This window comes from Neisseria sp. HMSC058F07 (assembly GCF_001810035.1).
Taxonomy (GTDB): Bacteria; Pseudomonadota; Gammaproteobacteria; order Burkholderiales; family Neisseriaceae; genus Neisseria; species Neisseria perflava.
Map to the genome: position 1 here is coordinate 161,608 of NZ_KV799674.1, position 25,635 is coordinate 187,242.

The following is a 25,635-nucleotide window of genomic DNA, read 5'->3' on the forward strand; positions in this document are numbered from 1 at the left end:
AAGGCCGTCTGAAAGATTTCAGACGGCCTTATTTTTGGAAAAGTATTATTTCAACGCAGCCAAACACTCTTTAATCAACTCAGGGCCGCGATAAATCAAACCGCTGTACACTTGAACCGCACTGGCGCCCAAGCGGATTTTTTCTGCCGCGTCCGTGCCGTTCATGATGCCGCCGACGCCGATAATCGGCAGCTTGCCGTCAATGCGTTCCGCCAAAAGTTTCAACACTTGATTGCTTTTCTCGCGTACGGGCAAGCCGCTCAAGCCGCCTTGTTCGCCTGCGAGCGGATGGCTGCCCAAGCTGGATTTGTCGATGGTCGTGTTGGTGGCGATGATGCCGTCCATTTCCACGGATTTGACCACATGGGCGATGTCGTCGATTTGTGCTTCGTCCAAATCCGGCGCGATTTTAACCGCCAGTGGCACATATTTGCCATGCGCAGCCGCCAGTTGCGCCTGTTTGTTTTTCAAGGCTTCCAACAATGCGCTCAACTCGTCGCCGCCCTGCAAGGCACGCAGGTTTTTTGTATTGGGGGAGGAAATATTGACCGTGATGTAGCTCGCATGGGCGTAGGCTTTTTCCAAGCAAATCAGATAATCGTCGGCCGCGTTTTCAATCGGCGTAACGGCATTTTTACCGATGTTGATGCCCAAAATGCCTTTAAAGCGGCTGTTTTCAATGTTGCGGATCATCGCGTCGATGCCGTGGTTGTTGAAACCCATGCGGTTGATGATGCCTTGGTGTTCGGGAACACGGAAAAGGCGCGGCTGCGGATTGCCCGGCTGCGGCTTGGGCGTTACCGTGCCGATTTCGACAAAGCCGAAACCTAAAGCGGCAAACGCATCGATACACTCGCCGTTTTTGTCTAAACCTGCCGCCAAGCCGACCGGATTGGGCAGCTGCAAACCCATCAGCTCGGTTGGCCGGGTGTGGCTGTCCACCTTGGGCAGCAGGCCGAGTTTTTCGATAGAACGCAAACTGTTGAGCGTGAAATGATGGGCCTTTTCTGCATCGAAACGGAACAGTATGGGGCGGACGAGTGAATACATGGCGGCGGCTTTCTGAACGGTTGATGAATTTGGCGTTATTTTACCTGAAACCGTCAAACTGCCCCAAACGTCTGTATCGATATGATTTTATTGTTTGGCGTCAAATGAAAATAAATAGGGCTTTTGCGTGTAGTCGGATAGTTCATTAAAATGGTAAGAGAGAGGCTTTTCAGACGGCCTGATGGATGTATCAAAAGGCCGTCTGAAAAGTTTTGATTTGATTGTTTACCTGATACAGGAAGATTTTTATGAAACAGGCGGTTGATCCTTATGCGAGTTTCCGTGAACTGACGCTGCGGGGGATGATACTCGGCGCGTTGATTACGGTGATTTTTACGGCATCCAATGTGTATTTGGGCTTGAAGGTGGGCTTGACTTTTGCGTCTTCGATTCCGGCTGCGGTAATTTCGATGGCGGTTTTGAAGTTTTTTAAAGGCAGCAATATTCTGGAAAATAATATGGTGCAGACTCAGGCTTCAGCCGCGGGTACGCTCTCCAGTATTATTTTTATCTTGCCGGGTTTGCTGATGGCCGGTTATTGGGCGGGCTTTCCGTTTTGGCAGACTACGCTGCTGTGTATGTCCGGTGGTATTTTGGGCGTGATTTTCACTGTGCCTTTGCGTTATGCGATGGTGGTGAAGAGCGATTTGCCTTATCCGGAAGGCGTGGCGGCGGCTGAGATTTTGAAGGTTGGCGACCATGATGCGGACCAACAGGAAGGCGGCAGCGGTATCAAGGAATTGGTGTCGGGCGGCGCTCTGGCCGGTTTGATGAGCTTCTGCGCAAGCGGTTTGCGCGTGGTGGCGGACAGCGCGAGCTTTTGGTTTAAAGGCGGCGCGTCGGTGTTCCAAGTGCCGATGGGCTTTTCTTTGGCTTTGCTGGGCGCGGGCTATTTGGTCGGCCTGACCGGCGGTATCGCGATTTTGCTGGGTATTTCGATTGCCTGGGGTGTGGCCGTGCCTTATCTGTCGGCGCATATTCCGCAACCTGCCGATATGGAGATGATTCCTTTTGCAATGTCTTTGTGGAAGGAAAAAGTCCGTTTTATCGGCGCGGGTACGATCGGTATTGCCGCTATTTGGACGCTGTTGACTTTGATGAAACCGATGGTCGAGGGTATGCGCCTGTCTTTCCGCAATTTCGGCGGCGTGCAGATGACTGAGCGTACGGAACAGGATTTGTCGCCTAAGGCGATGATTGCCTGGGTGTTGGCGATGATGCTGGTGTTGGGCGTGTCTTTCTTCCACTTTATCGGCGACTCGCATATTTCCGGCGGTTTGGCTTGGCTGTTGGTGGTCGTGTGTACGCTGCTGGCTTCGATTATCGGCTTTTTGGTGGCCGCGGCTTGCGGTTATATGGCCGGTTTGGTCGGTTCGTCTTCCAGCCCGATTTCGGGTGTGGGCATCGTCTCTATCGTTATCATTTCGCTGGTGTTGCTGCTGGTTGGCGAATCCGGCGGCTTGATGACGGACGAGGCAAACCGCAAATTCCTGCTGGCGTTGACGCTGTTTTGCGGCGCGTCTGTGATTTGTGTGGCTTCGATTTCCAATGACAACCTGCAGGATTTAAAAACGGGTTATCTGGTAAAGGCAACGCCTTGGAAACAGCAGGTTGCGTTGATTGTCGGTTGCGTTGTCGGTGCATTGGTGATTTCACCTGTGTTGGAGCTTTTGTATGAAGCCTACGGCTTTACCGGCGCGATGCCGCGTGAAGGCATGGATGCGGCACAAGCCCTTGCCGCGCCTCAGGCAACTTTGATGACCACCATCGCCCAAGGTATTTTCTCGCACAATCTGCAATGGGATTATATTTTCACCGGCGTGGCCATTGGCGTGGCGTTGATTGCGGTCGATTTCACATTGCGCAAATCCTCCGGCGGCAAGCGCGCCTTGCCGGTATTGGCCGTGGGCATGGGCATTTACCTGCCGCCGTCTGTGAATATGCCGATTGTGATCGGCGCGGTATTGGCGGCTGTGTTGAAATCCGTCATCGCCCGTCGTCAAGAAAACCGTGAAGGCCGTCTGAAAAATGCGGAACGTATCGGTACGCTGTTCTCTGCCGGTTTGATTGTCGGCGAGAGCCTGATCGGTGTGATTATGGCGTTTATCATTGCCTTCTCCGTAACCAACGGCGGTTCGGATGCGCCTTTGGCCCTGAACCTGGAAAACTGGGATACGGCCGCCAAATGGCTGGGCTTGGCGTTTTTTGTCTTCGGTATGTTCGTGTTTGCACGTCGCGTGTTGAAAGCAGGACGTTAAGTTTGTAGGTTGAGAAAAGGCCGTCTGAAACCCAAAAAATTGGGGTTTCAGACGGCCTTTTTAGTGGAAATTTGTTTGGAATGATTTTAGGAAGTTTGGGTATAATTATCGCGGGGCTGGTAGCAAAAAAGCCCCATTGCAGTGGGGCTTTGTGCTGAAACCGCCCTAGAAAGGATGGTTTCAATCATGAAACATACCACTCGCACGGGTCGTTCATGGCTGAGACTGCGGACAGTCGTTAGGATTATCTTAACCCTGTTCCTGCTCTTAGTCAATTAAACGGCTGAAAACAAAAAACTGTTTTTCAGTTTCCGCCTGTTTGTCATGAACGGGCGGTTTTTTATTGTTTAACGCTGATTCAAACAATCTGCAATCGCTTTGGCAATTTTGGCACTGGCGCCTTGGTGTTGCGAAATGAATTGCTCGGTGTGGCTGATCAGCTGTTGGCGCAGCGTTTCGTCGTCGAGATATTGGCGCGTGGTTCTGTACCAGGCTTCGGCGGTTTCGACGCGGACGGCGGCTTTGGCTTCGACTGCGCCTTTGCAGGCTTGGGCGAAGTTGTAGTTGGAGTAGCCGAAGAGGGTGGGGACGCGGCAGGCGATGGGTTCGATGATGTTTTGGCAGCCTGCATCGACGAGGCTGCCGCCGACGAAGGCAATGTCTGCGCTGAGGTAGTAGGCAGCAAGCTCGCCCATGCTGTCGCCTATCCAAACCTGTGTATCGGGGGAGACGGGTTGTCCGTCACTGCGTTTTTGGACGGCATAACCAAGCGATTTGGCGGTATCGTAGGCCGTCTGAAAATTTTCAGGGTGGCGCGGGACGATGACCAGTAAGGCATTGCCGCGGTAGCCCTGCCATGCTTTGAGGAGCAGCTCGGCTTCGTCTGTGCCTTTGTATACGCGCGTGCTGGCGCAGACGACGACGGCTCGTGCGCCGATGCGTTCTTTAAAGGCAGCGGCAAGCGGGCGCGAGTCGTCGGGGGGCGCGATGTCGTATTTGGTGTTGCCGCAGACGTGGACGTTGGACGCGCCGATAAGGTGCAGGCGTTCGGCATCGGCGGCGGTTTGGGCAAAGCAGCCGGAGAGGCTCTGCATGGCAGGCTCGACCAGCTTACGGATTTTGAGGTAGCCGCGTTGGGATTTTTCGGAGAGGCGCGCATTGGCCAAAAAGAGGGGAATGCCTGCTTCTTGGCAGCCGTGCATCAGGTTGGGCCAGATTTCGGTTTCCATCAAAATGCCGCAGATGGGGCGGTGTTCGGCTAAAAATCGGGCGACCCATTCGGCTTTGTCGTAGGGCAGGTAACGGCATTGCGCATCGGGGAACAGGGATTGCGCGGTGGTGCGGCCGGTCGGCGTCATTTGGGTAATCAGAAACGGCGAGTCGGGAAAATGGCGGCGTAATGCCTGCACCAAAGGTTCGGCTGCACGCGTTTCGCCGACGGATACGGCGTGTATCCAAATCGGGCGTTGTACGGGATTGGGATACGCCTGCCCGAAACGCTCGCCCCAATGCTCGAGATAGGCTGGGGATTTGAGGGCGCGGCGGCGCAGGTGGCGGCGGATCAGGAAGGGGGCGAGGTGCCACAGCGTGGCGTAAAGGCGGCGTATCATGCTTACGGGTCTTGTGTCGGAATAGGCCTATTTTATCGGAAACTGAAAAGGAAGATATAGCTTTGATGCGTGTTTTACGCAAAGGAAACAGGCCGTCTGAAAGGTTTCAGACGGCCTTTAATGCGGGCATAAACGCGTTTATTTCACTTGCGCCATGTATTTTTTCAGACGGCCTTTGCTTTGCATGGCGCGATTTTCCATTTCATCGACAACGGCTTGCGCTTTGGCTTTGTTCATCGGTTTGCCAACCTGAATCACGCCGCTCATGTTCATCATGCGGTGCGGCGGGCAGGTGTAGACGTACACGCCTTCTTTGTCGAGCTTGAGCGTGAAGTCTTTACCGTCTTCGGAGAGGAAGTCGGCAACGCCGTCGGGCAGGGCTTTGCTTTGCACCCAGTGGCCGCTGTTGGCGGCTTTGAAGGTAACAGTGTCGCCGACTTTGGCGTTGACGTAGCCGGGCTCGAACACCATGCTGCCGTCTTTGCCGTTGTCGAGCATTTTGACTTCGTGGTTGGCGGCGTATGCGCTAAGGGACGCGGTCAGCATCAGGAGGAAGAGGGATTTTTTCATGGAGAAAGTCCTTTCTAAGGATAAAAAAATATGGGGCGGGCTGATGAGTCGGAGAGGCAAGCCTTGGGCTTACCGCCCTCTCCCTAACCCTCTCCCGCAGGAGAGGGGATAAGTTGCAGGGAGTTTGCAGGCCGGATGCTCAAATCCGACATTTGCAGGAGCGGTTAAGTTACGCACTCTTCCGCATCGGGCGGATAACGGGCAGGCCTTTGCTGTCGTACAAAAGCTCGATGTCCACTTTATACAGCCTGCCTATCATGTCCGCCTGCAACACGTCCTGCGGCGCGCCCTGCGCCTGTACTTTGCCTTCGCCGAGCAGAATCACGCCGTCTGAAAACTGCGCGGCGAGGCTCAAATCGTGCAAGACCATCAGCGTAACCAGATTGTGTTCGTGCGTGTATTGCACCACGCGTTCTAAAAGATTGAGTTGATGGTGCATATCCAGCGCGCTGACCGGTTCGTCCAGCATCAGGATTTCGGGACGGCGCAGCATGACTTGGGCAAACATGACGAGCTGCCGCTGTCCGCCGGAAAGGCGCATGACGTCGCGGTGCGCCAGATGGCCGATACCCAGCTCCGCCATGATACTTGCGGCTTCGTGCAGCAGCTCGTCGCCGACGTGCATGTGCAGCGCGTCCATGCGGCCGAGCAACACGACTTCCAGCGCGGTCAGCGAGGCTTCGGCGGCGGTGTCCTGCGGCATATAACCTATGCGTTTGCGCCAGCTTTGCAGGTGGATTTTGCTCAACACTTCGTCGCCGTAGCGGATGGTGCCTTTGTGTGCTACTTCGCCGAAAATCGTTTTCATCAGCGAGGATTTTCCCGTGCCGTTGGGGCCGAGCACGGAATAGACTTTGCCTTGTTCCAGCGTCAAATCGATATTGTCGGCGACTACATAATCGCCGCGCCGGATGTGTACGTTTTCAAGTTTCAACATTTCAGACGGCCTATCGTTTCGTTAATACAATCCAGAAGAAGAACGGCACGCCGACAAACGACGTAACAATCCCCACCGGAAACAGCGCGCCCGGGATAATCACCTTGGACAACACGCTGGCGACCGACAAAAACGCCGCCCCTGCCAGCATCGCGCCGGGCAGGAAGAAACGTTGGTCTTCGCCCAAAAGAATCCGCGCCACATGCGGCGCAACCAAGCCGATAAAGCCGATCACGCCGACAAAACTGATGGCCGTCGCCGTCATTACCGCCACCAACACCAGCGTTTTCAGGCGTAAAAATTGCAGATTGATGCCCAGCCCGACGGCGCGTTCTTCGCCCAAGCGCAGCGCAGTCAGCTTCCACACATCGCGCGAAAGCAGAAACACGCATACCGCCGTAACTGCCGCCGTAACGATGACTGTTTCCCAAGTTGCCTTGTTCAAACTGCCGAACAGCCAAAACAGAATCTGCTGCGAAATCTCAGGCGCGGCGATAAACTGAATCAGCGACAAAATCGACTGAAACAGAAACAACAGCGCAATCCCCACCAGCACCAACATCGCCGAGTTGAAGCGGCGTGCCGAGGCAAACAGAAACAAGATGCCCGAAGCCAGCATGGTCATCACAAACGCACCGATGGGAACGGCGACCGTTTCAGGCAGCCCGAAACCGCCGAACGCAATCACCGCCGACGCGCCCAAACCCGCCGCCGCCGCCAAGCCCAGCGTATAAGGGCTGGCCATCGGGTTGTTCAGGAGCGTTTGAATTTCCGCACCGCCGACACCTAAAGCCGCGCCGACCACCAAGGCCATCACCGCAATCGGCAGGCGCAAATCCATCACAATCAGGCGGTTCATTTCATCGACTTCGGGTTTGCCCAGCAAAACATTGACCACTTCGCCGACGGGCAGCGTGTCCGTCATCGCAGGGCCGGTGGCGATGTCGAATAGGAAACTGACCGCCGCGATGACTAAAAACATCAACACAATCAACCAACGCTTGCCTTCCAACTTGCGCTGGTTTTTCACAATCTCGGCGACAACCGAATCATTCATGTTTCAAACCTTTAAAAAAGAGTGTTGTGAAAGGGGAGAAACAGGTTTGCCTTTTTCTTCCGCAAAAATTTCAGACGGCCTTCCGATTTAAAAGGCCGTCTGAAAATCTAAATTACCTTATTGTCCTTTCGGATAGAGGTAGAACGTGCCGTTCGGTACGACGGGCAGGTTTTGGCGGTAGAAGTCCAGATAGGTCTTCTCAGGGTTGAAATCCTTAAACAACTGCGGATAAATCGCTTTGGCCATAAACTGAATCGACGCGCTGTCGGACAGCGTGCGCGAGTTGGCGTGGTAGGCGGCGTAGAGGCGGTTGTTTTTAATCGCAGGCAGGTTGGCCCAGCCGGCGCGTTTGGCAAAGCCTGCCAAGCGTTTTTCCGCTTCGGCTTTTGGAATGCCCCAGCCCATCACCATGGCGGCAGGGTTTTTCTTCAATTCGGTTTCGCGGCCGGTAATCACGATCACGTCGGGTTTGGCGGCGAGGACTTTTTCAGGATTGATCGGGCCGTAGAATTCGACCGAAGAAGCGGCGATATTGTTGCCGCCGACCAGTGTCGCCATCGAACCCCACATGCTTTTGCCGAAGGTAACGCTGTGTTCGGCAGGGCCTTTGTTGCCGAACTCGATATAGACTTTAGGCTTGGGCAGGTTGGCTTTTTGCACGCGCGCTTGGATGGTGTCGGCAACGCGTTTGTAGTCTGCCGCCAGTTTGTCGGCTTTTTGCTGCTGGCCGGTCAGCGTGCCGATAAGCTTGGTCGATTGGACGTGTTTGGCCACCGTTTGCGCGTTGTAGTCCAACACGACGATGGGGATGCCGGCCTTGTTGATGCGGTCGAGATCGGAACCCAAAGCCTTGTATTGCCATTCGGCCAAAACCAGCAAATCGGGTTTCAGCGCCAATACTTTCTCAATCGAGAAAGTGCCGACTTCCACTTCGCCCACGTCGGTCAGCTGATTCAGTTTAGGCACGGCTTTGCTGAATGCCGCCCAGCTCGGCGGCGCCCAGTCGGCCCAAACTGCTTTGGAAAAACCAACGACGTTGTCCAGCGCGGTTTTACCGCCGATGGCCATGTAGTCTTGGTAATAGAAGCCCAACACCACACGTTTGGCAGGCAGGTCGACAGTTACCTTACGGCCAACGGTATCGGTCAGCTGAACGGGTTTGGCAAAAGCGGATACGGAGCCGACTGATAAAGCGGCGGCGGCAATCAAAGCAGAAAGTTGCGTAAATCTCATGAATCATTCCTTTAAAATATGATGATAATTACTATCTTTTTATAAATTTATAAGGTATTGAATCTTTTTTCAAGTGAATGTAGGGATAGACATATTTCGAAATAAAAAGTTTCATCATTAAAACGAAGGGATAGTGTTTATATAGGGCTTTGGTGTACTGAAGACCTAGTAAAAAGGAATGATATGGGGTACCTAAAGCCATAGTGGGCAGTAGCTGGAATGGATCGGTAAAGGGTTTTTTATTGCAAAAAAATAAAAGGTATTCGGTTGAAAACAAGACCGTCTGAAACCTTGCAATCAGGGTTCAGACGGCCTTTGGTGTCGGCATAAAAGTTTTATTTCACTTGCGCCCTATATTTTTCAGACGGCCTGTAAGCAGTGTTTGGGAAAAGTGAAAAAGGTTGGTTTTTGAAATGGCGAAATAGGGAAGAAGAGGGCTTGAGGGAGAGTTGGGCGTAAACCCAAAATGGGGACGAATAAAAGGGCGTGTATCGAAACACGCCCTTTTTAGAGATTCAGACGGCCTGTGATTCCGCCTGTTCGCTTTGGTTAAGGATTTTAATCAGTTTTTCGGCTTTTTCCGGGTCTTCGCAGCGCAGGATTTTGGCGGCATCGTTTTCGAGATGGCCGGTGTTGCTGTGCAGGATGATGTTTTTAACCGAAAGCAGGTTGTTGGGGTTCATGGAGAAGCGGCGCAGGCCCATGCCGAGCAACAGTCGGGTGAAGACGGTATCGCCGGCCATTTCGCCGCAGATGGACACGCCTTTTTCCATGCGGTTTGCGGTGCGGATGATGTGTTGCAGCGTTTTGAGGACGGCAGGGTGGCCGGGTTGGTAGAGGTGGCTGACGCTGTCGTCGCCGCGGTCGACCGACAGGAGGTATTGAATCAGGTCGTTGGTGCCGATGGAAACGAAGTCGACGAGCTTGAGGATGCTGCCGACGGTCATGGCGGCGGACGGGATTTCGATCATGCAGCCGATGCTGACCGGGCCGAAGGTTTCACCGCGTTCGGTCAGCTGGCGTTGGGCCGTGTCCAGATGGATAAGGCATTGGCGCACTTCGGAAATGGACGTAATCATCGGCCACATCATGCGCACGGGGCCGTGGGCGGCGGCGCGGAGGATGGCGCGCATTTGGGTGCGAAACATGACCGGCTCGGCGAGGCACAAACGGATGCCGGTCAGGCCGAGCGCGGGGTTGAGGCTGCCGTTGGGCGTGCTGTTTTGGCCGAACCAGCGCGGATTTTTATCTACACCCAAGTCAACGGTGCGGATGGTGATGTTTTTGCCTTTGAGTTTTTTGACGATGCCGGCATAGACTTCGTATTGTTCGTCTTCGGTCGGCATGCTGTCGCGGTTGAGATAAAGAAATTCGCTGCGGAACAGGCCGACGCCGTCTGCGCCGAAGTTGTGCAGGGCTTTGATGTCTTCTGCGGATTCGATGTTGGCGAGCAACTCAATGTTGATGCCGTCGGCCGTGGTGGCGGCGGTTTTTTTGATTTTGTTGAGTTCGCGCTTGTGGCTGCGGTATTCGCGGGCGAGGCGGCGGTATTCGTTGAGGACGACTTCGTCGGGATCGATGATGAGGACGCCGTTGATGCCGTCGACGATGACGATTTCGTTTTCGGTAATGAGTTTGCGGGCGTTGTGCAGGCCGATGACGGACGGGATGTCGAGGCTGCGGCCCAAGATGGCGGTGTGGCTGGTCGGACCGCCGGCATCGGTTACGAAGGCGGTAATGTGCTGCTCTTTGAATAGTACGGTATCGGCAGGCGAGAGGTCGTGCGCAATGAGGACGGTGTCGTCAAGCAGGTTACCGGCGAGGTTGATTTCGTTGCTTTGGCCGACAAGGTTGTTGTGGATGCGGTGGACGACTTGAAGCATGTCCTGTTTGCGTTCGCGCAGGTAGTCGTCGTCGATGCTGTCGAACTGGGCGGCAAGCTTGTCGCTTTGCAGTTTCAATGCCCATTCGGAGTTGATTTTCTGCTCGCGCAAAATGTCGATGGGTTCGCGCGAGAGGGTAACGTCGGTCAGCAGCATCAGGTGCAGGGAGATGAATGCGCCCAATTCGGTCGGGGCGTTTTCGGGAATTGCGCCGCGCAGCTGTTCCAATTCTTTGCGCGTGGCTTTGATGGCGTTGTCGAAACGGGCAACTTCGGCATCGAGTTTGTCGGGATCAATGTCGTATTGAGGGACTTCCGCCGTGCCGCGCGTGATGAGGTGGGCGTGGCCGATGGCAATGCCTTTGCCCGCGGCTACACCGTGTAGGACGATGCTCATTATTCGCCCTCGCCGAAGTAGTCGTTGATGAGGTCGGTCAACGCCTGCATGGCGGCGGCTTCGTCTGCGCCTTCTGCTTCCAGCTCAATCACGGTGCCTTTGGCGGCGGCCAGCATCATCAGGCCCATGATACTTTTGCCGTTGACGCGGTTACCGTTTTTGGTGACCCAGACTTCGCTTTGGAATTGGGAGGCGGTTTGGGTGAATTTGCTGGAAGCGCGCGCGTGCAGGCCGAGTTTGTTGATGATTTCAATTTCTTGTTTGAGCATGGATGTCCCCTAAATGTAATGTTCGTAAAGTGAATGTTTTCAGACGGCCTTAGCCGTGTTCTTTGCACATCAGGTCTTCAGGTGCGGATGTAATGGCGAAAATGCCCCGGATGGCGGCTTCTTTGACGGTTTCAGTGAAGTCGGAGAGGTTTTCGGCTTGTGATGAGTATTGGATGGCTTTAATCATCATCGGGGCGTTGAGGCCGGTCAGGATGGCGGATTTGTTTTCGCGCACCAGCCGGCGTGCGGCGTTGCATGGGGTTGCGCCGAAGATGTCGGTCATGATCAGCACGCCGCGGTTGTTGGGAAATTCCTGCAATGCGGCGATGGCGTTGTTGATGATGTCGTTTTGATCCTCGTCGGGCTGTACGCCGAGGATGTGGAGATTTTCGGGGAAGCCGTTGGGAAAGAAATGGTCGGCCAAACCGCGATAGGCTTCACCTATGGTTTCATGTGTAATGATTAACAAACCTATCATGATGTGTTCCTAGCATGGGGGTTGAGGCCGTCTGAAGATTTTTCAGACGACCTTTGTTTTATTTATTGTTTAAGGCGTAGATTTCGCCGAGGTTGCGCCAGCAGCCGGCGGCATCCATGCCGTAACCGAAGACGTAGCGGTTGGGCACGTCCAAACCGACATAATCGGCTTTGGTCGGTTTTTCTTTGTCGATCAGCTTGTTGGCAAACACGGCCGCACGGCAGCTTGCCGCGCCCATTTCCAACAGTTTTTCCTGAATGGCGGCCATGGTGTGGCCTTCGTCCAAGATGTCGTCCAAAACGACTACATGACGGCCTTTGATTTGCTCGGGGTCGGGCATGCGTTTCCAGTTGAACGCGCCGCCTGCGAGTTTGTCGCCGTAGCGGGAAACGTGGACGTAGTCAAAGTCCAAAGGAAAGCGCAACAGCGGCAATAACTGTCCTGTAAACACCACCGCACCACCCATGACAGGCAAGAGCAGGGGGTATTTGTCGCCCAAGTCGCGGGTAATGTCGTCGGCAACTTTTTGCAAGGCCGCGCGGCATTGTTCTTGGTCAAACAGCAAGTCGGCATTGTCCAGCATGGCTTGGGTTTCAAGGCGTTTGGTTTCTAAGTCGGTCATGATAGGTCGTGTTGAGTGCGGTTAAAAACAAATTATATAGCGGATTCAATCAATTTTCGATACAAGGCGCGGCAATAGTGTAGTGAAAGCGAAGGGATTTGAGCCGACCACGTTCAGACGGCCTTTTGTCCTTCCGCTTCGTCCACCAGCAAAAATGCCGTCAAAGCCAAAGCGGTCAATACTGCCGTCAACACCATCGCCCGTCCGTAATTGTCCGCACCGGCGCGCCCGAGATAATCGTAAATCAAAGTGGTCAGCGTCTGCCATTCGGGGCGCGACAGGAACAATGTGGCCGCAAATTCGCCGATACACGTTGCCGAAGCCAAAGTCAGACCGCGCCGCAAAGCCGGTTTCAATAAAGGCGCGGTTACATAACAGGCCGTCTGAAAACCGTTTGCGCCCATAGTACGCGCCGCCGCCGCGTAATCTTTGGGCAAACCGTCCCACGCGGCCAATACATCTTTGGCCACAAACGGATACGCCAACAGCGCGTAAGTCGCCGTCAGCAGCCACAGCGAAGCCGTCCACTGCGGATAGAGCAGCAATACGCCGAACGCAATGCACACGGGCGACACCATAAACGGCAAAAACATCAGCGCGCGCAACCACGCCATTTGCCGTGCCGCCGCCGCATACAGTACGCCCAATACCGTCGCCGCCGCCACTGCTGCCGCAGAGAAACGGACGGTGTTCCACACAGCCGTCCAAGTCTGCGCTTCAAACAAAACCGACCACGAAGAGCCTGCCGATACCGCCTTGAGCCACACCGCCGCCAAAGGCAGCAGGCAGCACACTGCCAACATGGTCAATACCGTTGCCGTCAGCCATTTTTCCCAAGCCCATATCGGCGCACGCGGAGGCAAAGGCGAGACTGACTTATCCACAGTCACGCGCCTGCTCCAATACGCATACAAACCGCCTGCCGCCGCCGTAACCGCCAGCACCAGCCACACCAACACCGACGCACGCGCCATGTCCAACTCATACGCCACCAGCCGGTAGATTTCCACTTCCACCGTCGCAAAACGTTCGCCGCCGAGCAGCAAGGCCAGCCCGAAGCCTGAAAAACAATATAAAAACACCAGGCACGCGCCGCCGGCAACCCACGCGCGCACCACCGGCCATTCGACCCAGACAAACCGCCTCCACGCGTCCGCGCCCAAAGATTGTGCCGACAGCAACCGCGCCTGCGGCACACGCACAAATCCCTGATACGCCGAGCGCACCAAAACCGGCAGGTTGAAAAACACGTTGCCGTAAATCAGCAGCCACGGCGTGTCCTGCCAACCTGCCGCCAGCATACCGTGTGCACCAAACAAGGCGAGCACGCCCATGCCTGCCACCAAAGTCGGCATCACGAAAGGCAGCATCAGCAGGCGCAAAACCGTGCGCCGTCCGGCAAAGTCCATCCGCGCCAGCACCCACGCCGCAGGCACGCCCAAAGCCGTGACCAAGACGCAGGTCAAAACCGCCTGCGCCACCGTCCAGCCCAAGCGCAGGCGCATATAGTCATCAGCCACCACTTCCGCCCAAGCGCCTTCGCCGTCGTAAAACGCCAACGACAGCAAAGGCGCGGCCACCATAATCGCTAAGAAACCTAAAGGCAGAAGCAACAGCGCAAACCGCCGAATCCAAACCTGCATCGATGCGTACCCGAGAATAAAAATGCCTATTTTAGCCCGAGTTCGGCATAGAAGGTGGTATTCCTGCCCTTGTTTTCAGACGGCCTGTGTAGCTTTACGGATAAAACCGCCGTTTCTTCAAATTTTCCAAACATTTACGAAATCTCTTCAAAAAGGCAACATAATTGGTTGGGTATTTTTGATACAATCCGCCGCTTCAAAAAATCAAATAAATCAAAAACAAGGAAACATTATGACCGCTACACGTCCACAAACCTATGATGCCGTCGCGCGCGCGTTGCATTGGCTGACCGTACTCGGTTTCATCGGCATCCTCTCCACCATTACCGTTTGGACCATCTATGATGGCGAAGAATGGGTCAAATCGCTCTTTGGCGTGCATAAATCCATCGGTTTCATCACGTTGCTGGTGATTATCGTGCGCATTGTTTGGGCCTTGCTCAATGCGTCCAAACGTCCTGCCGCCGACAGCTTTGCCGCCAAAGCAGGCCACCTTGCCCTTTACGTCTTCATGCTCGCCGTTCCCGTTATCGGCATGATCCGCCAATATGGCGGCGGCCGTGGCCCGTTGAAAGTATTCGGTGTCGAAGTGATGCAGGGTTCGCCTGAAAAAATCGAATGGATGTCCAACCTCGGCAATATGGCGCACGGCAAACTCGGCTGGCTGCTCTTCGCGCTGGTCGCCGGCCACATCGCCATGGTTGTTGTCCACCGCATTCAAGGCCACGACGTTTTATACCGCATGATCGGTCGTCGTTCTTAAGTGTAAAACGGTAAACAGCCAAGGCCGTCTGAAAACAGTTTGATCAAGCAAAAACTGTTTTCAGACGGCCTTTTTGTATTTGTGTTAATCTGCAAAAGTAGGGCAGGCATTTTGCCTGACTGTTGTCTAAATACTGTAAACCGTACCGAGAAACACCATGACTGCTCCTATTCTCGCCATTACATCCGGCGAACCGGCCGGCATCGGCCCCGACATCTGCCTTGATTTGGCTTTCGCCGACCTTCCTTGTCGCCCCGTTGTTTTGTGCGACAAAAACCTGTTGGTAAACAGGGCCGAACAGCTCGGCAAATCCGTCATTTTGCGCGATTTTCAAGCTCAAGCGGCTGAACCGTTGCCCAAGGGTGAACTCGAAGTTCTGCATATTCCCTTAGATGCCGAGTGTCGGGCGGGCGAACTCAATCCTGCCAATGCCGCGTATGTGCTCCGACTGCTGGATACGGCGTATCAAGGCATTTCAGACGGCCTGTTTGCCGGTATGGTGACCGCGCCGCTGCATAAAGGCATCATCAACGATGCCCACGCAGGCAACGGCTTTTTCAGCGGCCATACCGAATACCTCGCCGAAAAAAGCCATACCGAACAAGTCGTCATGATGTTGACCGGAGGTGGCCTGCGTGTGGCGTTGGTGACCACCCATCTGCCGCTGAAAGACATTTCCGCCGCCATCACGAAGCCTTTAATCGAGTCGGTTGTCCGCATTCTTGAACACGACCTACGCCATAAGTTCGGCATAGCCAATCCGGTCATCCTCGTTACCGGCCTCAATCCCCACGCCGGCGAAAGCGGCCATTTGGGACACGAAGAAATCGACACCATTATTCCGGCGCTTCATGCCTTGCAGGCCGAGGGCATAGACGCACGCGGCCCTTATCCGGCCGATACCGTGTTCCAACCCTTCCTGCTCAAAGATGCCGATGCCGTCCTCGCTATGTATCACGACCAAGGGCTGCCGGTGCTCAAATACGCCGGTTTCGGCGAAGGCGTGAATATCACCCTCGGCCTGCCCTTTATCCGCACCTCTGTCGATCATGGCACAGCCTTGAACTTGGCAGGCACGGGCAAAGCCGATTCCGGCAGCCTGATTACCGCCGTCCGTGCCGCGCTAGACATGGCGCACAATATGCAGAAACAGGCCGTCTGAAATGTGGAGGTTTAATCGTTTGCAGGCGTAATGTGTTCCCATAAAAGCATCATCAGGGATATTTGCCTGTCGGTTTATGAAGCCGATAAATGTTCGGACAATAATCAGCGTTTTATTTTAAAAACCATATAAAAAAGTCCGTCTGAAGTCCCATGATTTGGGTTTCAGACGGACTTTGGGTTTTTTGGTTTACCAAATTTCAGACAAAGTTTCTTTGACTTTGGCCTTTACTTCCGCACCGAAGCGGCGGCTGAGCATTTTGCTGAAATCGTCTTGCGGCGTGTAGTTGACCAGTTCAGGAGCTTTGACGACATCGCGGGCAACGCTGTAAATGCTGCCGAAGTCGTCGATCAGGCCGACCTGTTTGGCTTCTTTGCCGGTGTAGATGCGGCCGCTGAAAATATCGGGATACTGTTTGTCTTTCAACCTTGCGCCGCGGCCGAGTTTGACGGCTTTGATAAATTCTTGGTGAATATCGCCCAACATGGTTTCCCAAATTTGGGTTTGTGCCGGCGTTTCAGGCGTGAAAGGGTCACCCATGCCTTTGTTGCTGCCGGCGGTTTTCAGACGGCGTTTGACACCGGCTTTGTCCATCAGGCCGGTAAAGTCGAAACCGCCGCCGATCACGCCGATGCTGCCGACAATACTGGAAGGGTCGGCGTATATTTTGTCGGCTGCGGCGGCAATGTAGTAGCAGCCGGAAGCGCACATGTCTTCGGCAACGAGGTAGACCGGGATGTCTTTGTGTTCGGCTTTGAGGCGGCGGACTTCGTTAAAGGCCGTGTTGGACACGACAGGCGAACCGCCGGGGCTGTTGGCACGAATGATGATGGCTTTGGCGTTACCGTTTTCGTAGGCGGCTTCCATGCTGTCGCGCAGGATTTGGACTTGGTCGTCGATGTCGTTGCCGATTTCGCCGGTCAGGTCGATAACGGCGGTGTGTTCGCTGCGGGCTTGGATGCTCGTGGTTTTTCCTTCTTCTTCCGCAAGGCCGAAGATTAGGCTGAGGAAGATGAGGACGGCGACGCCGCGCCAGATATTGCGCCAAATGCGGGCGCGGCGCTGTTCTTGGTAGGCGGCGAGGAGGACTTCGCGCAGGGTGTTGCGCTCCCAGTTGTCGACGGGGGTGGAGGCTGAAGAGGGTGTGTTTTGGGCATCGCCTTCACGGTGGATTCGGTATTGCATGATGTGATGTGCTTTCTTGTAGGCCGTCTGAATGTTCAGACGGCCTTATCGGTTTTAGTTGATGGAATAGCCGCGCAGGTATTGCGTACGTTCGCGGGTCATACGGGTTTCACACTGCAGGCGCAGGTATTCTGCTTGTGCGGCGTTGTCTGCGGACGCGGCGGCTTGTTGGCAGTTGAGTTTTTTGCTTTGAATCCAGGCGCGTTGTTCGCCGAGGATTTGTTGTTTGACATCGCTGTCTAAGCCGCCCCAGAGGTCGTTGATCTCGCCGTCTGCCTGACGGTTTTGCGCGCGCGCGTTGTCGAGTTCGCTTTGGCTGAGGCCGGGCGGCTCGTTGCGCGGAGTTTCACGGTCAGGGTGCAGGACTTCGTAGTCTGAATCGTCGTCATTATCGGTCAAACCGACGGCTTGGCTGGCGGCGTTGTTTTCAAGGATGTCTTGCGGATTGAGGGTGGGTGGTTCTTCCGTGTTTTGGTTTTGCAGCAGTTTGATGGCCTGCTCTTTGGACACGGGTTTGCCGTCTATCATGACGATGCTTTTCACGCCGTAGGGCAGCAGGGTGGCGGAAAGGGTTTGGGCGGTGGAACTCAGGGTATTGTCTTCGAAAACCGGTTTGCCGTCTTTATCGGGGGTGTAGAGCAGGGTGGTGCTGAACGTGTTGTTTTCAAAAGTCAGGTTGCTGCCCATCAGTTTTTGTTCGAGCATGTCGGACAACGGGGTGTTGCCGTAAATCAGCGGGCTGTTGTCTATGGCCGTCTTGAGGATGGTGTCGGGAATGCGGATTTTGAGGTTGGCGCGGCAGATGGCTTTGCCGTCGTCTTCGGTTTCTTTGGGGTCTTCAAGCAGGGTTTCTAATTCGAGGCCGGCGGCGATGATTTTGTCGGCATCGACAAATTGGCGGTTGTCATTGCGGGCAAAGGAGCGCGCTTGTTGTTTGAGGGTGTCTTCGATGGTGGTACGGATGTTTTGCAGTGTGGCCGGTTGGGCGCAATCAAGTGCGGCTTTGGGCTCTTCTTTGCTGCATGCGGCAAGAAGAATCGTGCTTAAAATCAATACGGAAGCGGTTTTTTTGTACATGGGTACTCCTGAAGATGACGGCCTTTCAGACGGCCTGACGTGCTTATCATAACAAAAGCACTTGCAGCAAGTAAATGCGGCAAGTGCTTTTCTATGTCAGACGTATCAGCCTTTGATGACGCTGATGAAGCCGGAGAGGATGGCGGCGTTGAGCAAGTCAACGAAGAACGCACCCACCATAGGTACAATCAAGAAGGCTTTGTGAGACGGGCCAAAAGTTTGGGTAATGGACTGCATATTGGCAACGGCAGTCGGGGTGGCACCCAAACCGAAGCCGCAGTGACCGGCTGCCAATACGGCAGAGTCGTAATCGCGACCCATGAAGACGTAGGTAACGAAAGTGGCGTACAGAATCATCACGACGGTTTGTACGGCCAAGATGATGGTTACAGGGCCTGCCAGACCGGTCAATTCCCACAGTTTCAGGTTCAGAAGAGCCATAGACAGGAAGAGTGACAGGGAGGCGTTACCGAATACGTCGATGGCACGGTCAAACATATTGACTTTGAAGGCGGCAGTCAGGACGTTGCGGATGACCACGCCTGCAAACAGACACCATACGAATTTAGGCAAGTCGAAGAAGGCTTTGTCGTAGCTGTCCACGATTTCGGCAAAAGCCAAACATGCGGCAAACATCGCGAGCGTTTCGACAGCGGAGTCAGCCGTAATCAGGCGAGTGCGCTGTGCTTGTTCGAAGATGTCATCAGTAGCATCGTTGTCGTCGGATTTGGCAGTTTTGACGATAGGTTTACGGCCCATTTTGTTGATCAGACGGCGTGCAACAGGACCACCGATCAAACCGCCGAATACCAGGCCGAATGTTGCAGAAGCCATACCTAAGCCGGTTGCGCCGGTCAGGCCGAATTTGCTTTCAAAGTCAGGACCCCATGCACCGGCGGTACCGTGACCACCGGTCAGGGTAATCGAACCGGTAATCAGGCCAATCAGCGGATCCAAGCCCAATGCGCTCGCCAAGCCGACACCGACAAAGTTTTGGACGATGATAAATGCGCCCACCACGGCGGTAAAGATAACCAAAGGCAAACCGCCCGCTTTCAAACGGGAGAAGTCGGCGCTCAAACCGATGGATGTAAAGAAGATGAGCATGAACGCATCTTGCAGCGGTTTTTCAAATTTGAAGCTGACGCCGTAGGCTTCGTGCAGGGCGAACAGGACGATAGCGGCAACCAAACCGCCGGCGACCGGCTCGGGAATATTGAAGTCTCGTAAGAATTTGATTTTTTGAACCAGAAATTTACCAACCAGCAACACGAGTGTGGCGGCAATCAGTGTGTAATAACTGTTGAATTCCCATTCCATGTTGTTTCACCTCCTAGAAATGTTTTTCCGAGCATCCGTTTTTGTTCCGGATGTAGTGTGTTTCAACGCTTGGCGTTATCCGCCGAGTGTCATGGTATTGATGCGCGGGCAAGGTGTTTTCAGAAAGAAATGAAAACAATGACGTGTCCGTGAAAAATAACTGGCAAATATTAGGGGAATAGTTAAAGATTGTCAAAAAATGCGAGTGTAAATATTTTCAGACGGCCTTTTGACCGATGGCATGGTGCACTTCGCGGCGCCATTGTTCTAATAGGGATGTTAATGATTCGGCCGAAGTGTGGCCGTTGCTGATGGCGGCCTGCAGCCAGTAGCAGGCGGTCGGAACATGACAGCCGACACCTTGCCCGTGATAGTAAAAACAGGCGAGGTGGTATTGGGCGGAAGGGTGGTTTTGTTCGGCTGCGATTGCGTACCAGTGGGCGGCCGCCCGAGGGTCTTGCGCCGTACCGAGGCCGTAATGGTAGATGCGGCCTAAGGCTGCCGCCGCGTTTTTATGGTGGAATTCGGCTGCTTCCATGTAATTCTTGCGCGCGGCATTGTAGTCTGCGTAGCGACCGATGGCGTGGGCTTGTGCTTCCGCCAAACGGTAGATGGTTCCGATTTGTTGCTGTTGCAGGGCGGCTGTTTTGATTTGTTCGTATTGTTGCGGATGGTACAGTGCGGCGTCGCTGATGAGTTTTTGTGCAGCGGAGGCAGAACCTAACGTGGCGGCACGGTGGTAGTAATCGTGCGCGATATGGTTGTCGGCTTTGATGCCGAGGCCGTAGCGGTAGAGGTCGCCCATGATTTTCAGGGCTTCGGGATGGTTTTTTTCGGCAGCGGCTTTGGCGTAGCGTGCCGCTTGGAACGGGTCTCGTTCGGAAAGTTCGCCGGTCAGGGCGTATTGGGCCAGCTTGGCCTGTGCTTCCGCTTGTTCCTTATCGGCGGCACGACGATACCATTCTAAGGCTTCGGGTTTGCGTTGGGCGGCAAGAAGGTCGGCCAGCAGGGTTTGTGCGGCGATGTGGCCGGCTTGCGCGGCTTGTTCGAGATATCGTTCGGCTTGTGCGTGGTTGGGGCTGACTCCTGTGCCGTAGAAGTAGATTTGACCGAGTTGCCAGCAGGCGGCAGTTACGCCGAGTGCGGCCGCTTTTTCGTATTGTTCGATGGCTGTCGCAACGTCGCCTTGGCGTTGATGATGGCGTGCCAGATGGTAATACGCAGGCGCGGCATATCGGGCAGCAGCAAGCTCTGCCCAGTAGAGGGATTGTGGATCATTGCGTTGCGCGTGGTAACGCATGAGGATTAATTGGGCTTCGGGATGACCTTGCTCACCCAGCCAGGCGTAGTCATTAAGAAGCTGTCCGGTCGGGGTGCCGTTGTGTTCGCGTTGTTGCAGCAGGATAAAGAGTGCCTTGGGGTGGCGTTGAGCCGCGGCGGCTTCCAGCCATGGAAGTGCCTGCTTCGGATGATTGTTTTGCAGCAGATGATTGCCCAATACAAAAGCAGCTTCCGTATATCCTTGCTCTGCGGCCTGTTGCAGCAGGGGCAGGGCTTGGGCGGTATTGGATTGTTCCAAAAGGGCGGCGGCTTGCCGGTAGAGGATTTCAGGAGCAGCGGTCATGGTTTGCGGGCGGATATAAAGTGGAAGACGGATGTTGCGGCATATGGGCGGCGATACCGGTTGAGAGCTTTGTAAAAATTTTGCTCGGCATAGTTTTGTAGAGTGTATTGTCTTGCTGGCTTATTTTTAGGATGTTTGGCTTGTTATATTGTTTTGCCTAGGGATACATCCATATTTTGTGTGTTACAAAAGGCTCAGCTTGAGTCGGTATGCGCTCATGACAGCTCGGTCATTATACTGTCTTTGTAATTTATTGTTAATGATAAATGCAGGTTTTTGTGTTTTATTTACATGTAAGTAGCCAAGGTATTGATTGCTTCAGGCCGTCTGAAATATTTTCAGACGGTCTGAACTTTTCCTTCGCTAAGTCAGGTTGTCGGTGTAGAAAAGTCGGATGTGTTTTTGTTGGGAAAAAACACCTGACTGTAGAAGTTACCGTTAATTTGGGTCACGTTGAGGTGGTACATTCGGTAGGCATGGAACAGCTCTTTGTCAGGCGGTGTCGGATGATTCCAAAATTCTGCCAAGGTATTTTGGTCAGTAATGCCGGGAATATCATAATAGGCACGGCCGAGAACCTTAACTGGCATATTGTGAATCAGACCGGACAGGCCGCTGGTGCTGTTGATGGTAACCATGCCGAGGCCGTGGCGCAGGAAAACGGGCAGGGGGACATCATGGACGTAAGTGATACGGCCTTTGAGTTTGGGGTGTTTTTTGATAAAGCGTTTGATGTCGCGCGAGTAGTCGATAAAGCCGCGGTCCATCGGATGATGCTTGATGATGAGGTTGGTATCGGCAGGCGCGTGCGCGGCAAAGGAGGCCAAAATATGGAGCAGGAAGCTGCGGACGCTGGAAAAGTCACAATGGATGCGGACTTGGCTGTCGTTGAATACCTGCAAGGGAACAATAAAAAATTTGCCGTATTTGCCCGCCTCCACGCGTTTGGCGATTTGGATGTCTTCAATATAGTAGTTCAAACGCTTGAGGATGGAGATCGACCACAGTTTGAGGTAATGGCCGGCATTGGATGCGCGGTGGTGGATGTAGTTCGGGTACTTGTTCGGATTGCGGAACAATTCGATATAGTAACGGACGGCATTTTTGGCCATGGGCATAAACCCGCCGCGTACCGGCGTCGGCGCTTTGTATTCTTGCTGTGCCAGCTTGGGGAATTGTTCCAAAAAAAAGTCGGCACGGCGCGGTAACGGGGAAAATGCGTTGACGCCGTCTTTTTCTAAGGTGATGTAGTAGGGGCGGAAATAACCTTCTTCAAACGCCCAGAAACCGACTTGGTTTTCGTTTGCAATGCGTTTTGCAATGACGTGATAAGGGCGTGTGTCGCCAAAGCAGACAACCGCCTGGATGTGATGTTGAACGATGTATTCTTGCAAAAATTCAGGAAAGGCATCGTAGTTGTCGTTAAAAACAACGGTATGAGCTTGAGTGGGCGGATAAAAATAGTCGTCGCCTGCATTAAAGTTGAATTTATGTACGGTTTTGCCGTTTTCAGTCAGCCAATTGGCAAGGCGCAGAAAAAAATCGCCGACAGGACTTTGAAGCAGCAGGATATTTTCTGCGCTTTCAAGCAGGTTTTGCAGGTTGTTTTTGAGGACGGTCTGTTTCATGTCGCAATGTGGTTTTGTTTTTTATGTAATAGTTTTGAGTTGAACTTTCAAGCATACGCCAAGCGTATTAACGATGCAAAGGCAATGATGCCGCAATTGAAGCTGGTTTATGACGCATTGTTAACTTTGATGGTGTTTATTTGAAAGATCGATATAGTTGTTTGATTTTACCTAATTTTTTAGCAAAGTACCCGCGATGTAATCCGTTGTTGTTTTTTTGCATATTTTTTTGTCGTATCAGGATTTGGGCAGCGGTTTCCGCATTAATGGCCTGATGGGTTTCGGGATGGATATAGTCGGGGTAGTGGATGAGCGTGCCGGCAATCAGCTGCCAAAGCTCAAGCCTGCGGCTGCGGCGCGGAATGGGGAGCAGATCTTGGGTAAGTCCCCAACCTGCGTAAAAAGGCAGACCGTAGCAGCTGACTTTTTTGCCGCGCAACAAGGATTCAAAACCAGTCAGCGAAGTCATGGTATGTATTTCGTCTGCGTATTGGAGACAGGTCAGGATATCGGCTTGTTCGACGGTTTGGTCGGCATATCGTGCCGTATCTTCAGGGGAAATATGGCCGATGCGGTTACCGCTGACTACATCTGGATGCGGTTTGTAGATGATATAGGCATCGGGATTGCGTTCGCGTACGGTACGGAGCAGATCCAGATTGCGATAGATTTGGGGCGAACCGTAGCGGATAGACGCATCATCTTCAACCTGGCCGGGAACGAGGATTACGGTTTTGTTGGTTGACGGGACCGTGAAGTCTGAGCTGCCGACGTTGTATTTACTGATGTGGTTTTCGGTCAGCATTTTTTGCAGCTTCAAGGCCGTCTGAAAGTCCTGGTCGTCGAAGTTTTGGTTTTGGAGGATGTGTTCAAGACGTGACGGGGTTTCGGCATTGAAATAAATGCCCATATCGTCGGTAACGAGCGACAGCGGTGGCACTAAATTAGAACCGAGTCCGACCGAGCGGATAAAGCCGTCTTCCATGCGCAGCAGGGGGATATTATGTTGTTCGGCAAAACGGACGATGGCCTCTTTGCCGTTGCCCCAAGCTAGGATGCGTGCATCGTCGGACAGTTTGACCCCTGCCAGTTTTTGGGTGGAGGAGATAAATTTCAGACGGCATGAGGGTACGTTAAAGAACGGTTTGGCAACCGCGCGTTTCCACAAAGACATGCCGACGCAATACAACTCTCCACGCAATTTGTCGTTTTTGCGTTTGACCGTTGCCAGATAGTCGATAACATCAAAGAGGCTGCCTGCTTCGCCGGTATTGGGGTTGAGGTAGCGGCTGTATTGCAGATAGGCTGCTGCGAAGAGTTGCAGCAAGTTGCGGCGGGCGCGGCGTTGGGTTTGAACAAGGCTGCCGATTTGTGGGTGGCGGTCGTCGCTTACGCCCCAGCCGGCATACCACGGCAGGCCGAAGGTGGTCAGTGGTTTGCCGCACAAAAGCGCCTCAAAACCCATTTGCGAGGTAACGCAATAAACTTTATCGACGTTTTGCAACAAAGAAATCGGATTGATGTCTTCTGCCAAAAGATGGGCGCGGTGTTGCTGCGCCAGTTGGGTCAGATAGCCTTGTTTTTTGCCGCACAAAACATCGGGATGGGTTTTTACCCAGATATCGGCTTGCGGGTTTTCATTCAAGGCCGTCTGAAACATCAGTTCAAACGTAGAGGCGTCTGCGCCGCCATATTGGATGGCCATATCGCCGAAGGTTTGGTCGATGATGAGGATGGTTTCGGGTTTGGATGGGGAGTGTAAAGGATGATCGTCTGAAAGCTCGGGCGCGTGATTGTATTTGGACAGGTGGTGTTGCAGGATGAAATCCATCGCCTGTTGCGCCTGAGCCAAGGTTTCAGACGGCATGGTATCGGCGGCGAGAATCAGTTGTTCCAAACGCGAAGGACGTGTGGTGTCGTAGTAGATGCCGATGTCGTCATAGACGATGGAATAGGGCGGATAACCGGCGACACCCAGTCCGAGCGAGCGTAAAAAACCGTCTTCCAACGCAATAAAGGGAAGCTGGTGTTCGGCGGCAAAAGCACGTGCTTTGTGTGTCGTCGGGCGCAAACCCCAGCCGACAACAGTCTCTGCACCTTTTCCGTCTTTGCAGATATGAAACTCAGGCAATAGGGTGGAGAGATGGGGGATTTTGCGGATGCCGCGAGAGGGAATGTAGGCGTTTTTCACAATGCGTTTTCGTCGATTATTGTTATTAATGGATTGTAGGCCGTCTGAAAAGAGGAACATTCTTTCAGACGGCCTGAATTATTTTTAAAACTTTTTAAAACGTGACTGCTTCGGTCAATACTTTGCCTGCCAAGTCTTTAGGCGACAGGTTCGGCTCACCTTGCAACGGCCAGTCGATACCGACGGTCGGATCATTCCAAATCAGCGAGTGTTCGGCTTTGGGGTTGTAATAGTCTGTGCATTTATAGACGAACTCGGCTTCATCGCTCAGTACATAGAAGCCGTGAGCGAAACCTTCGGGTACCCACAGTTGGCGTTTGTTTTCTGCAGACAAGATCTCGCCTACCCATTTGCCGAAAGTAGGGGAGTCTTTACGCATATCGACGGCCACGTCGAATACTTCGCCGACAACCACGCGCACGAGTTTGCCTTGTGTGTTTTCAGTTTGATAGTGCAGGCCGCGCAATACGCCTTTGCTGGATTTGGAGTGGTTTTCCTGCACGAAGGTGCGGTCGCAGACTTGGGTCTTGAACCACTCGTCGCGGAAAGTTTCCATAAAAAAGCCGCGCGCATCGCCGAAGACTTGCGGCTCAAGCAGTTTTACGTCAGGAATGGCGGTATCAATGATGTTCATTGTTTTATCTTTCATCTAAAGGCCGTCTGAAAAGTTTCAGACGGC

The 25,635-nt window shown here is 53.6% G+C and carries 21 protein-coding genes; 3 read left to right on the plus strand and 18 right to left on the minus strand.

Annotation, left to right across the window (positions count from 1 at the left end; genetic code table 11):
* Nucleotides 1-45 precede the first annotated feature (45 nt).
* On the minus strand, nucleotides 46-1,050 hold the full coding sequence (locus tag HMPREF2696_RS04115; RefSeq protein ID WP_070504155.1) for a quinone-dependent dihydroorotate dehydrogenase: 1,005 nt from the start codon (nucleotides 1,048-1,050) through the stop codon (nucleotides 46-48).
* Nucleotides 1,051-1,298: 248 nt separating this feature from the next.
* Here HMPREF2696_RS04115 and HMPREF2696_RS04120 point away from each other — a divergent pair, with 248 nt between their 5' ends.
* Nucleotides 1,299-3,308, plus strand: coding sequence for an OPT family oligopeptide transporter (locus HMPREF2696_RS04120; protein ID WP_004519106.1), 2,010 nt, complete (start codon nucleotides 1,299-1,301; stop codon nucleotides 3,306-3,308).
* Nucleotides 3,309-3,655: 347 nt separating this feature from the next.
* On the opposite strand, the gene waaA is transcribed toward HMPREF2696_RS04120, so the two are convergent.
* From waaA to HMPREF2696_RS04170, 10 genes are all read right to left on the minus strand, one after another.
* Nucleotides 3,656-4,918 carry a lipid IV(A) 3-deoxy-D-manno-octulosonic acid transferase gene (gene waaA, locus HMPREF2696_RS04125; protein WP_070587927.1) on the minus strand — a complete coding sequence of 421 codons (1,263 nt, stop codon included), beginning with the start codon at nucleotides 4,916-4,918 and terminating at the stop codon, nucleotides 3,656-3,658.
* Between the two features lie 138 nt (nucleotides 4,919-5,056).
* Nucleotides 5,057-5,488: a plastocyanin/azurin family copper-binding protein gene (locus tag HMPREF2696_RS04130; RefSeq protein ID WP_070587929.1), complete on the minus strand. Its 432-nt coding sequence runs from the start codon at nucleotides 5,486-5,488 to the stop codon at nucleotides 5,057-5,059.
* Nucleotides 5,489-5,657: 169 nt separating this feature from the next.
* Complete coding sequence (locus HMPREF2696_RS04135; RefSeq protein ID WP_063068539.1) at nucleotides 5,658-6,425, minus strand: ABC transporter ATP-binding protein; 768 nt, start codon at nucleotides 6,423-6,425, stop codon at nucleotides 5,658-5,660.
* A 10-nt stretch (nucleotides 6,426-6,435) separates the two neighbouring features.
* Nucleotides 6,436-7,482 (minus strand): FecCD family ABC transporter permease, encoded by a 1,047-nt coding sequence (locus tag HMPREF2696_RS04140; RefSeq protein ID WP_004519102.1) that lies wholly within the window; start codon nucleotides 7,480-7,482, stop codon nucleotides 6,436-6,438.
* A 117-nt stretch (nucleotides 7,483-7,599) separates the two neighbouring features.
* Entirely contained in the window at nucleotides 7,600-8,715 is a 1,116-nt protein-coding gene (locus HMPREF2696_RS04145) for an ABC transporter substrate-binding protein (protein WP_004519101.1), read from the minus strand.
* Nucleotides 8,716-9,230: 515 nt separating this feature from the next.
* Entirely contained in the window at nucleotides 9,231-10,994 is a 1,764-nt protein-coding gene (gene ptsP, locus HMPREF2696_RS04150; protein WP_004519099.1) for a phosphoenolpyruvate--protein phosphotransferase, read from the minus strand.
* A complete protein-coding gene (locus HMPREF2696_RS04155; protein ID WP_004519098.1) occupies nucleotides 10,994-11,263 on the minus strand; it encodes an HPr family phosphocarrier protein in 270 nt (89 codons plus the stop codon). The genes ptsP and HMPREF2696_RS04155 overlap by 1 nt, the downstream gene beginning before the upstream one ends.
* A gap of 49 nt (nucleotides 11,264-11,312) precedes the next feature.
* Nucleotides 11,313-11,741 carry a PTS sugar transporter subunit IIA gene (locus HMPREF2696_RS04160; protein ID WP_004519097.1) on the minus strand — a complete coding sequence of 143 codons (429 nt, stop codon included), beginning with the start codon at nucleotides 11,739-11,741 and terminating at the stop codon, nucleotides 11,313-11,315.
* A 58-nt stretch (nucleotides 11,742-11,799) separates the two neighbouring features.
* Nucleotides 11,800-12,363: a hypoxanthine-guanine phosphoribosyltransferase gene (locus tag HMPREF2696_RS04165; protein WP_003681752.1), complete on the minus strand. Its 564-nt coding sequence runs from the start codon at nucleotides 12,361-12,363 to the stop codon at nucleotides 11,800-11,802.
* Nucleotides 12,364-12,476: 113 nt separating this feature from the next.
* Nucleotides 12,477-14,006, minus strand: coding sequence for an ABC transporter permease (locus tag HMPREF2696_RS04170; protein WP_049335779.1), 1,530 nt, complete (start codon nucleotides 14,004-14,006; stop codon nucleotides 12,477-12,479).
* Between the two features lie 232 nt (nucleotides 14,007-14,238).
* Here HMPREF2696_RS04170 and HMPREF2696_RS04175 point away from each other — a divergent pair, with 232 nt between their 5' ends.
* Together HMPREF2696_RS04175 and pdxA are read left to right on the plus strand one after the other, a co-directional pair.
* The gene (locus HMPREF2696_RS04175) at nucleotides 14,239-14,769 is read left to right on the plus strand and encodes a cytochrome b (RefSeq protein ID WP_079453682.1); all 531 of its coding nucleotides are present in this window, start codon (nucleotides 14,239-14,241) and stop codon (nucleotides 14,767-14,769) included.
* 157 nt (nucleotides 14,770-14,926) lie between these two features.
* Nucleotides 14,927-15,931 carry a 4-hydroxythreonine-4-phosphate dehydrogenase PdxA gene (pdxA, locus tag HMPREF2696_RS04180; RefSeq protein WP_004519092.1) on the plus strand — a complete coding sequence of 335 codons (1,005 nt, stop codon included), beginning with the start codon at nucleotides 14,927-14,929 and terminating at the stop codon, nucleotides 15,929-15,931.
* A gap of 189 nt (nucleotides 15,932-16,120) precedes the next feature.
* Here the strand turns inward: pdxA and HMPREF2696_RS04185 are convergent, their stop codons facing one another.
* The 7 genes from HMPREF2696_RS04185 to rfbC all read right to left on the minus strand — a co-directional run bounded on the left by HMPREF2696_RS04185 (nucleotide 16,121) and on the right by rfbC (nucleotide 25,590).
* Nucleotides 16,121-17,116, minus strand: coding sequence for a S49 family peptidase (locus HMPREF2696_RS04185; protein ID WP_004519091.1), 996 nt, complete (start codon nucleotides 17,114-17,116; stop codon nucleotides 16,121-16,123).
* Between the two features lie 54 nt (nucleotides 17,117-17,170).
* Complete coding sequence (locus HMPREF2696_RS04190) at nucleotides 17,171-18,193, minus strand: lysozyme inhibitor LprI family protein (protein WP_004519090.1); 1,023 nt, start codon at nucleotides 18,191-18,193, stop codon at nucleotides 17,171-17,173.
* Between the two features lie 105 nt (nucleotides 18,194-18,298).
* Nucleotides 18,299-19,513, minus strand: a complete 1,215-nt coding sequence (gene gltS, locus HMPREF2696_RS04195) for a sodium/glutamate symporter (protein ID WP_004519089.1) — start codon at nucleotides 19,511-19,513, stop codon at nucleotides 18,299-18,301.
* A 217-nt stretch (nucleotides 19,514-19,730) separates the two neighbouring features.
* Nucleotides 19,731-21,137: a tetratricopeptide repeat protein gene (locus HMPREF2696_RS04200; RefSeq protein WP_070587931.1), complete on the minus strand. Its 1,407-nt coding sequence runs from the start codon at nucleotides 21,135-21,137 to the stop codon at nucleotides 19,731-19,733.
* 368 nt (nucleotides 21,138-21,505) lie between these two features.
* Nucleotides 21,506-22,765: a capsule biosynthesis protein gene (locus tag HMPREF2696_RS04205; RefSeq protein ID WP_070587933.1), complete on the minus strand. Its 1,260-nt coding sequence runs from the start codon at nucleotides 22,763-22,765 to the stop codon at nucleotides 21,506-21,508.
* Nucleotides 22,766-22,901: 136 nt separating this feature from the next.
* Entirely contained in the window at nucleotides 22,902-25,016 is a 2,115-nt protein-coding gene (locus HMPREF2696_RS04210; RefSeq protein WP_004519084.1) for a capsular polysaccharide biosynthesis protein, read from the minus strand.
* 34 nt (nucleotides 25,017-25,050) lie between these two features.
* Nucleotides 25,051-25,590 carry a dTDP-4-dehydrorhamnose 3,5-epimerase gene (gene rfbC, locus HMPREF2696_RS04215; RefSeq protein ID WP_039861926.1) on the minus strand — a complete coding sequence of 180 codons (540 nt, stop codon included), beginning with the start codon at nucleotides 25,588-25,590 and terminating at the stop codon, nucleotides 25,051-25,053.
* Nucleotides 25,591-25,635: the final 45 nt, after the last annotated feature.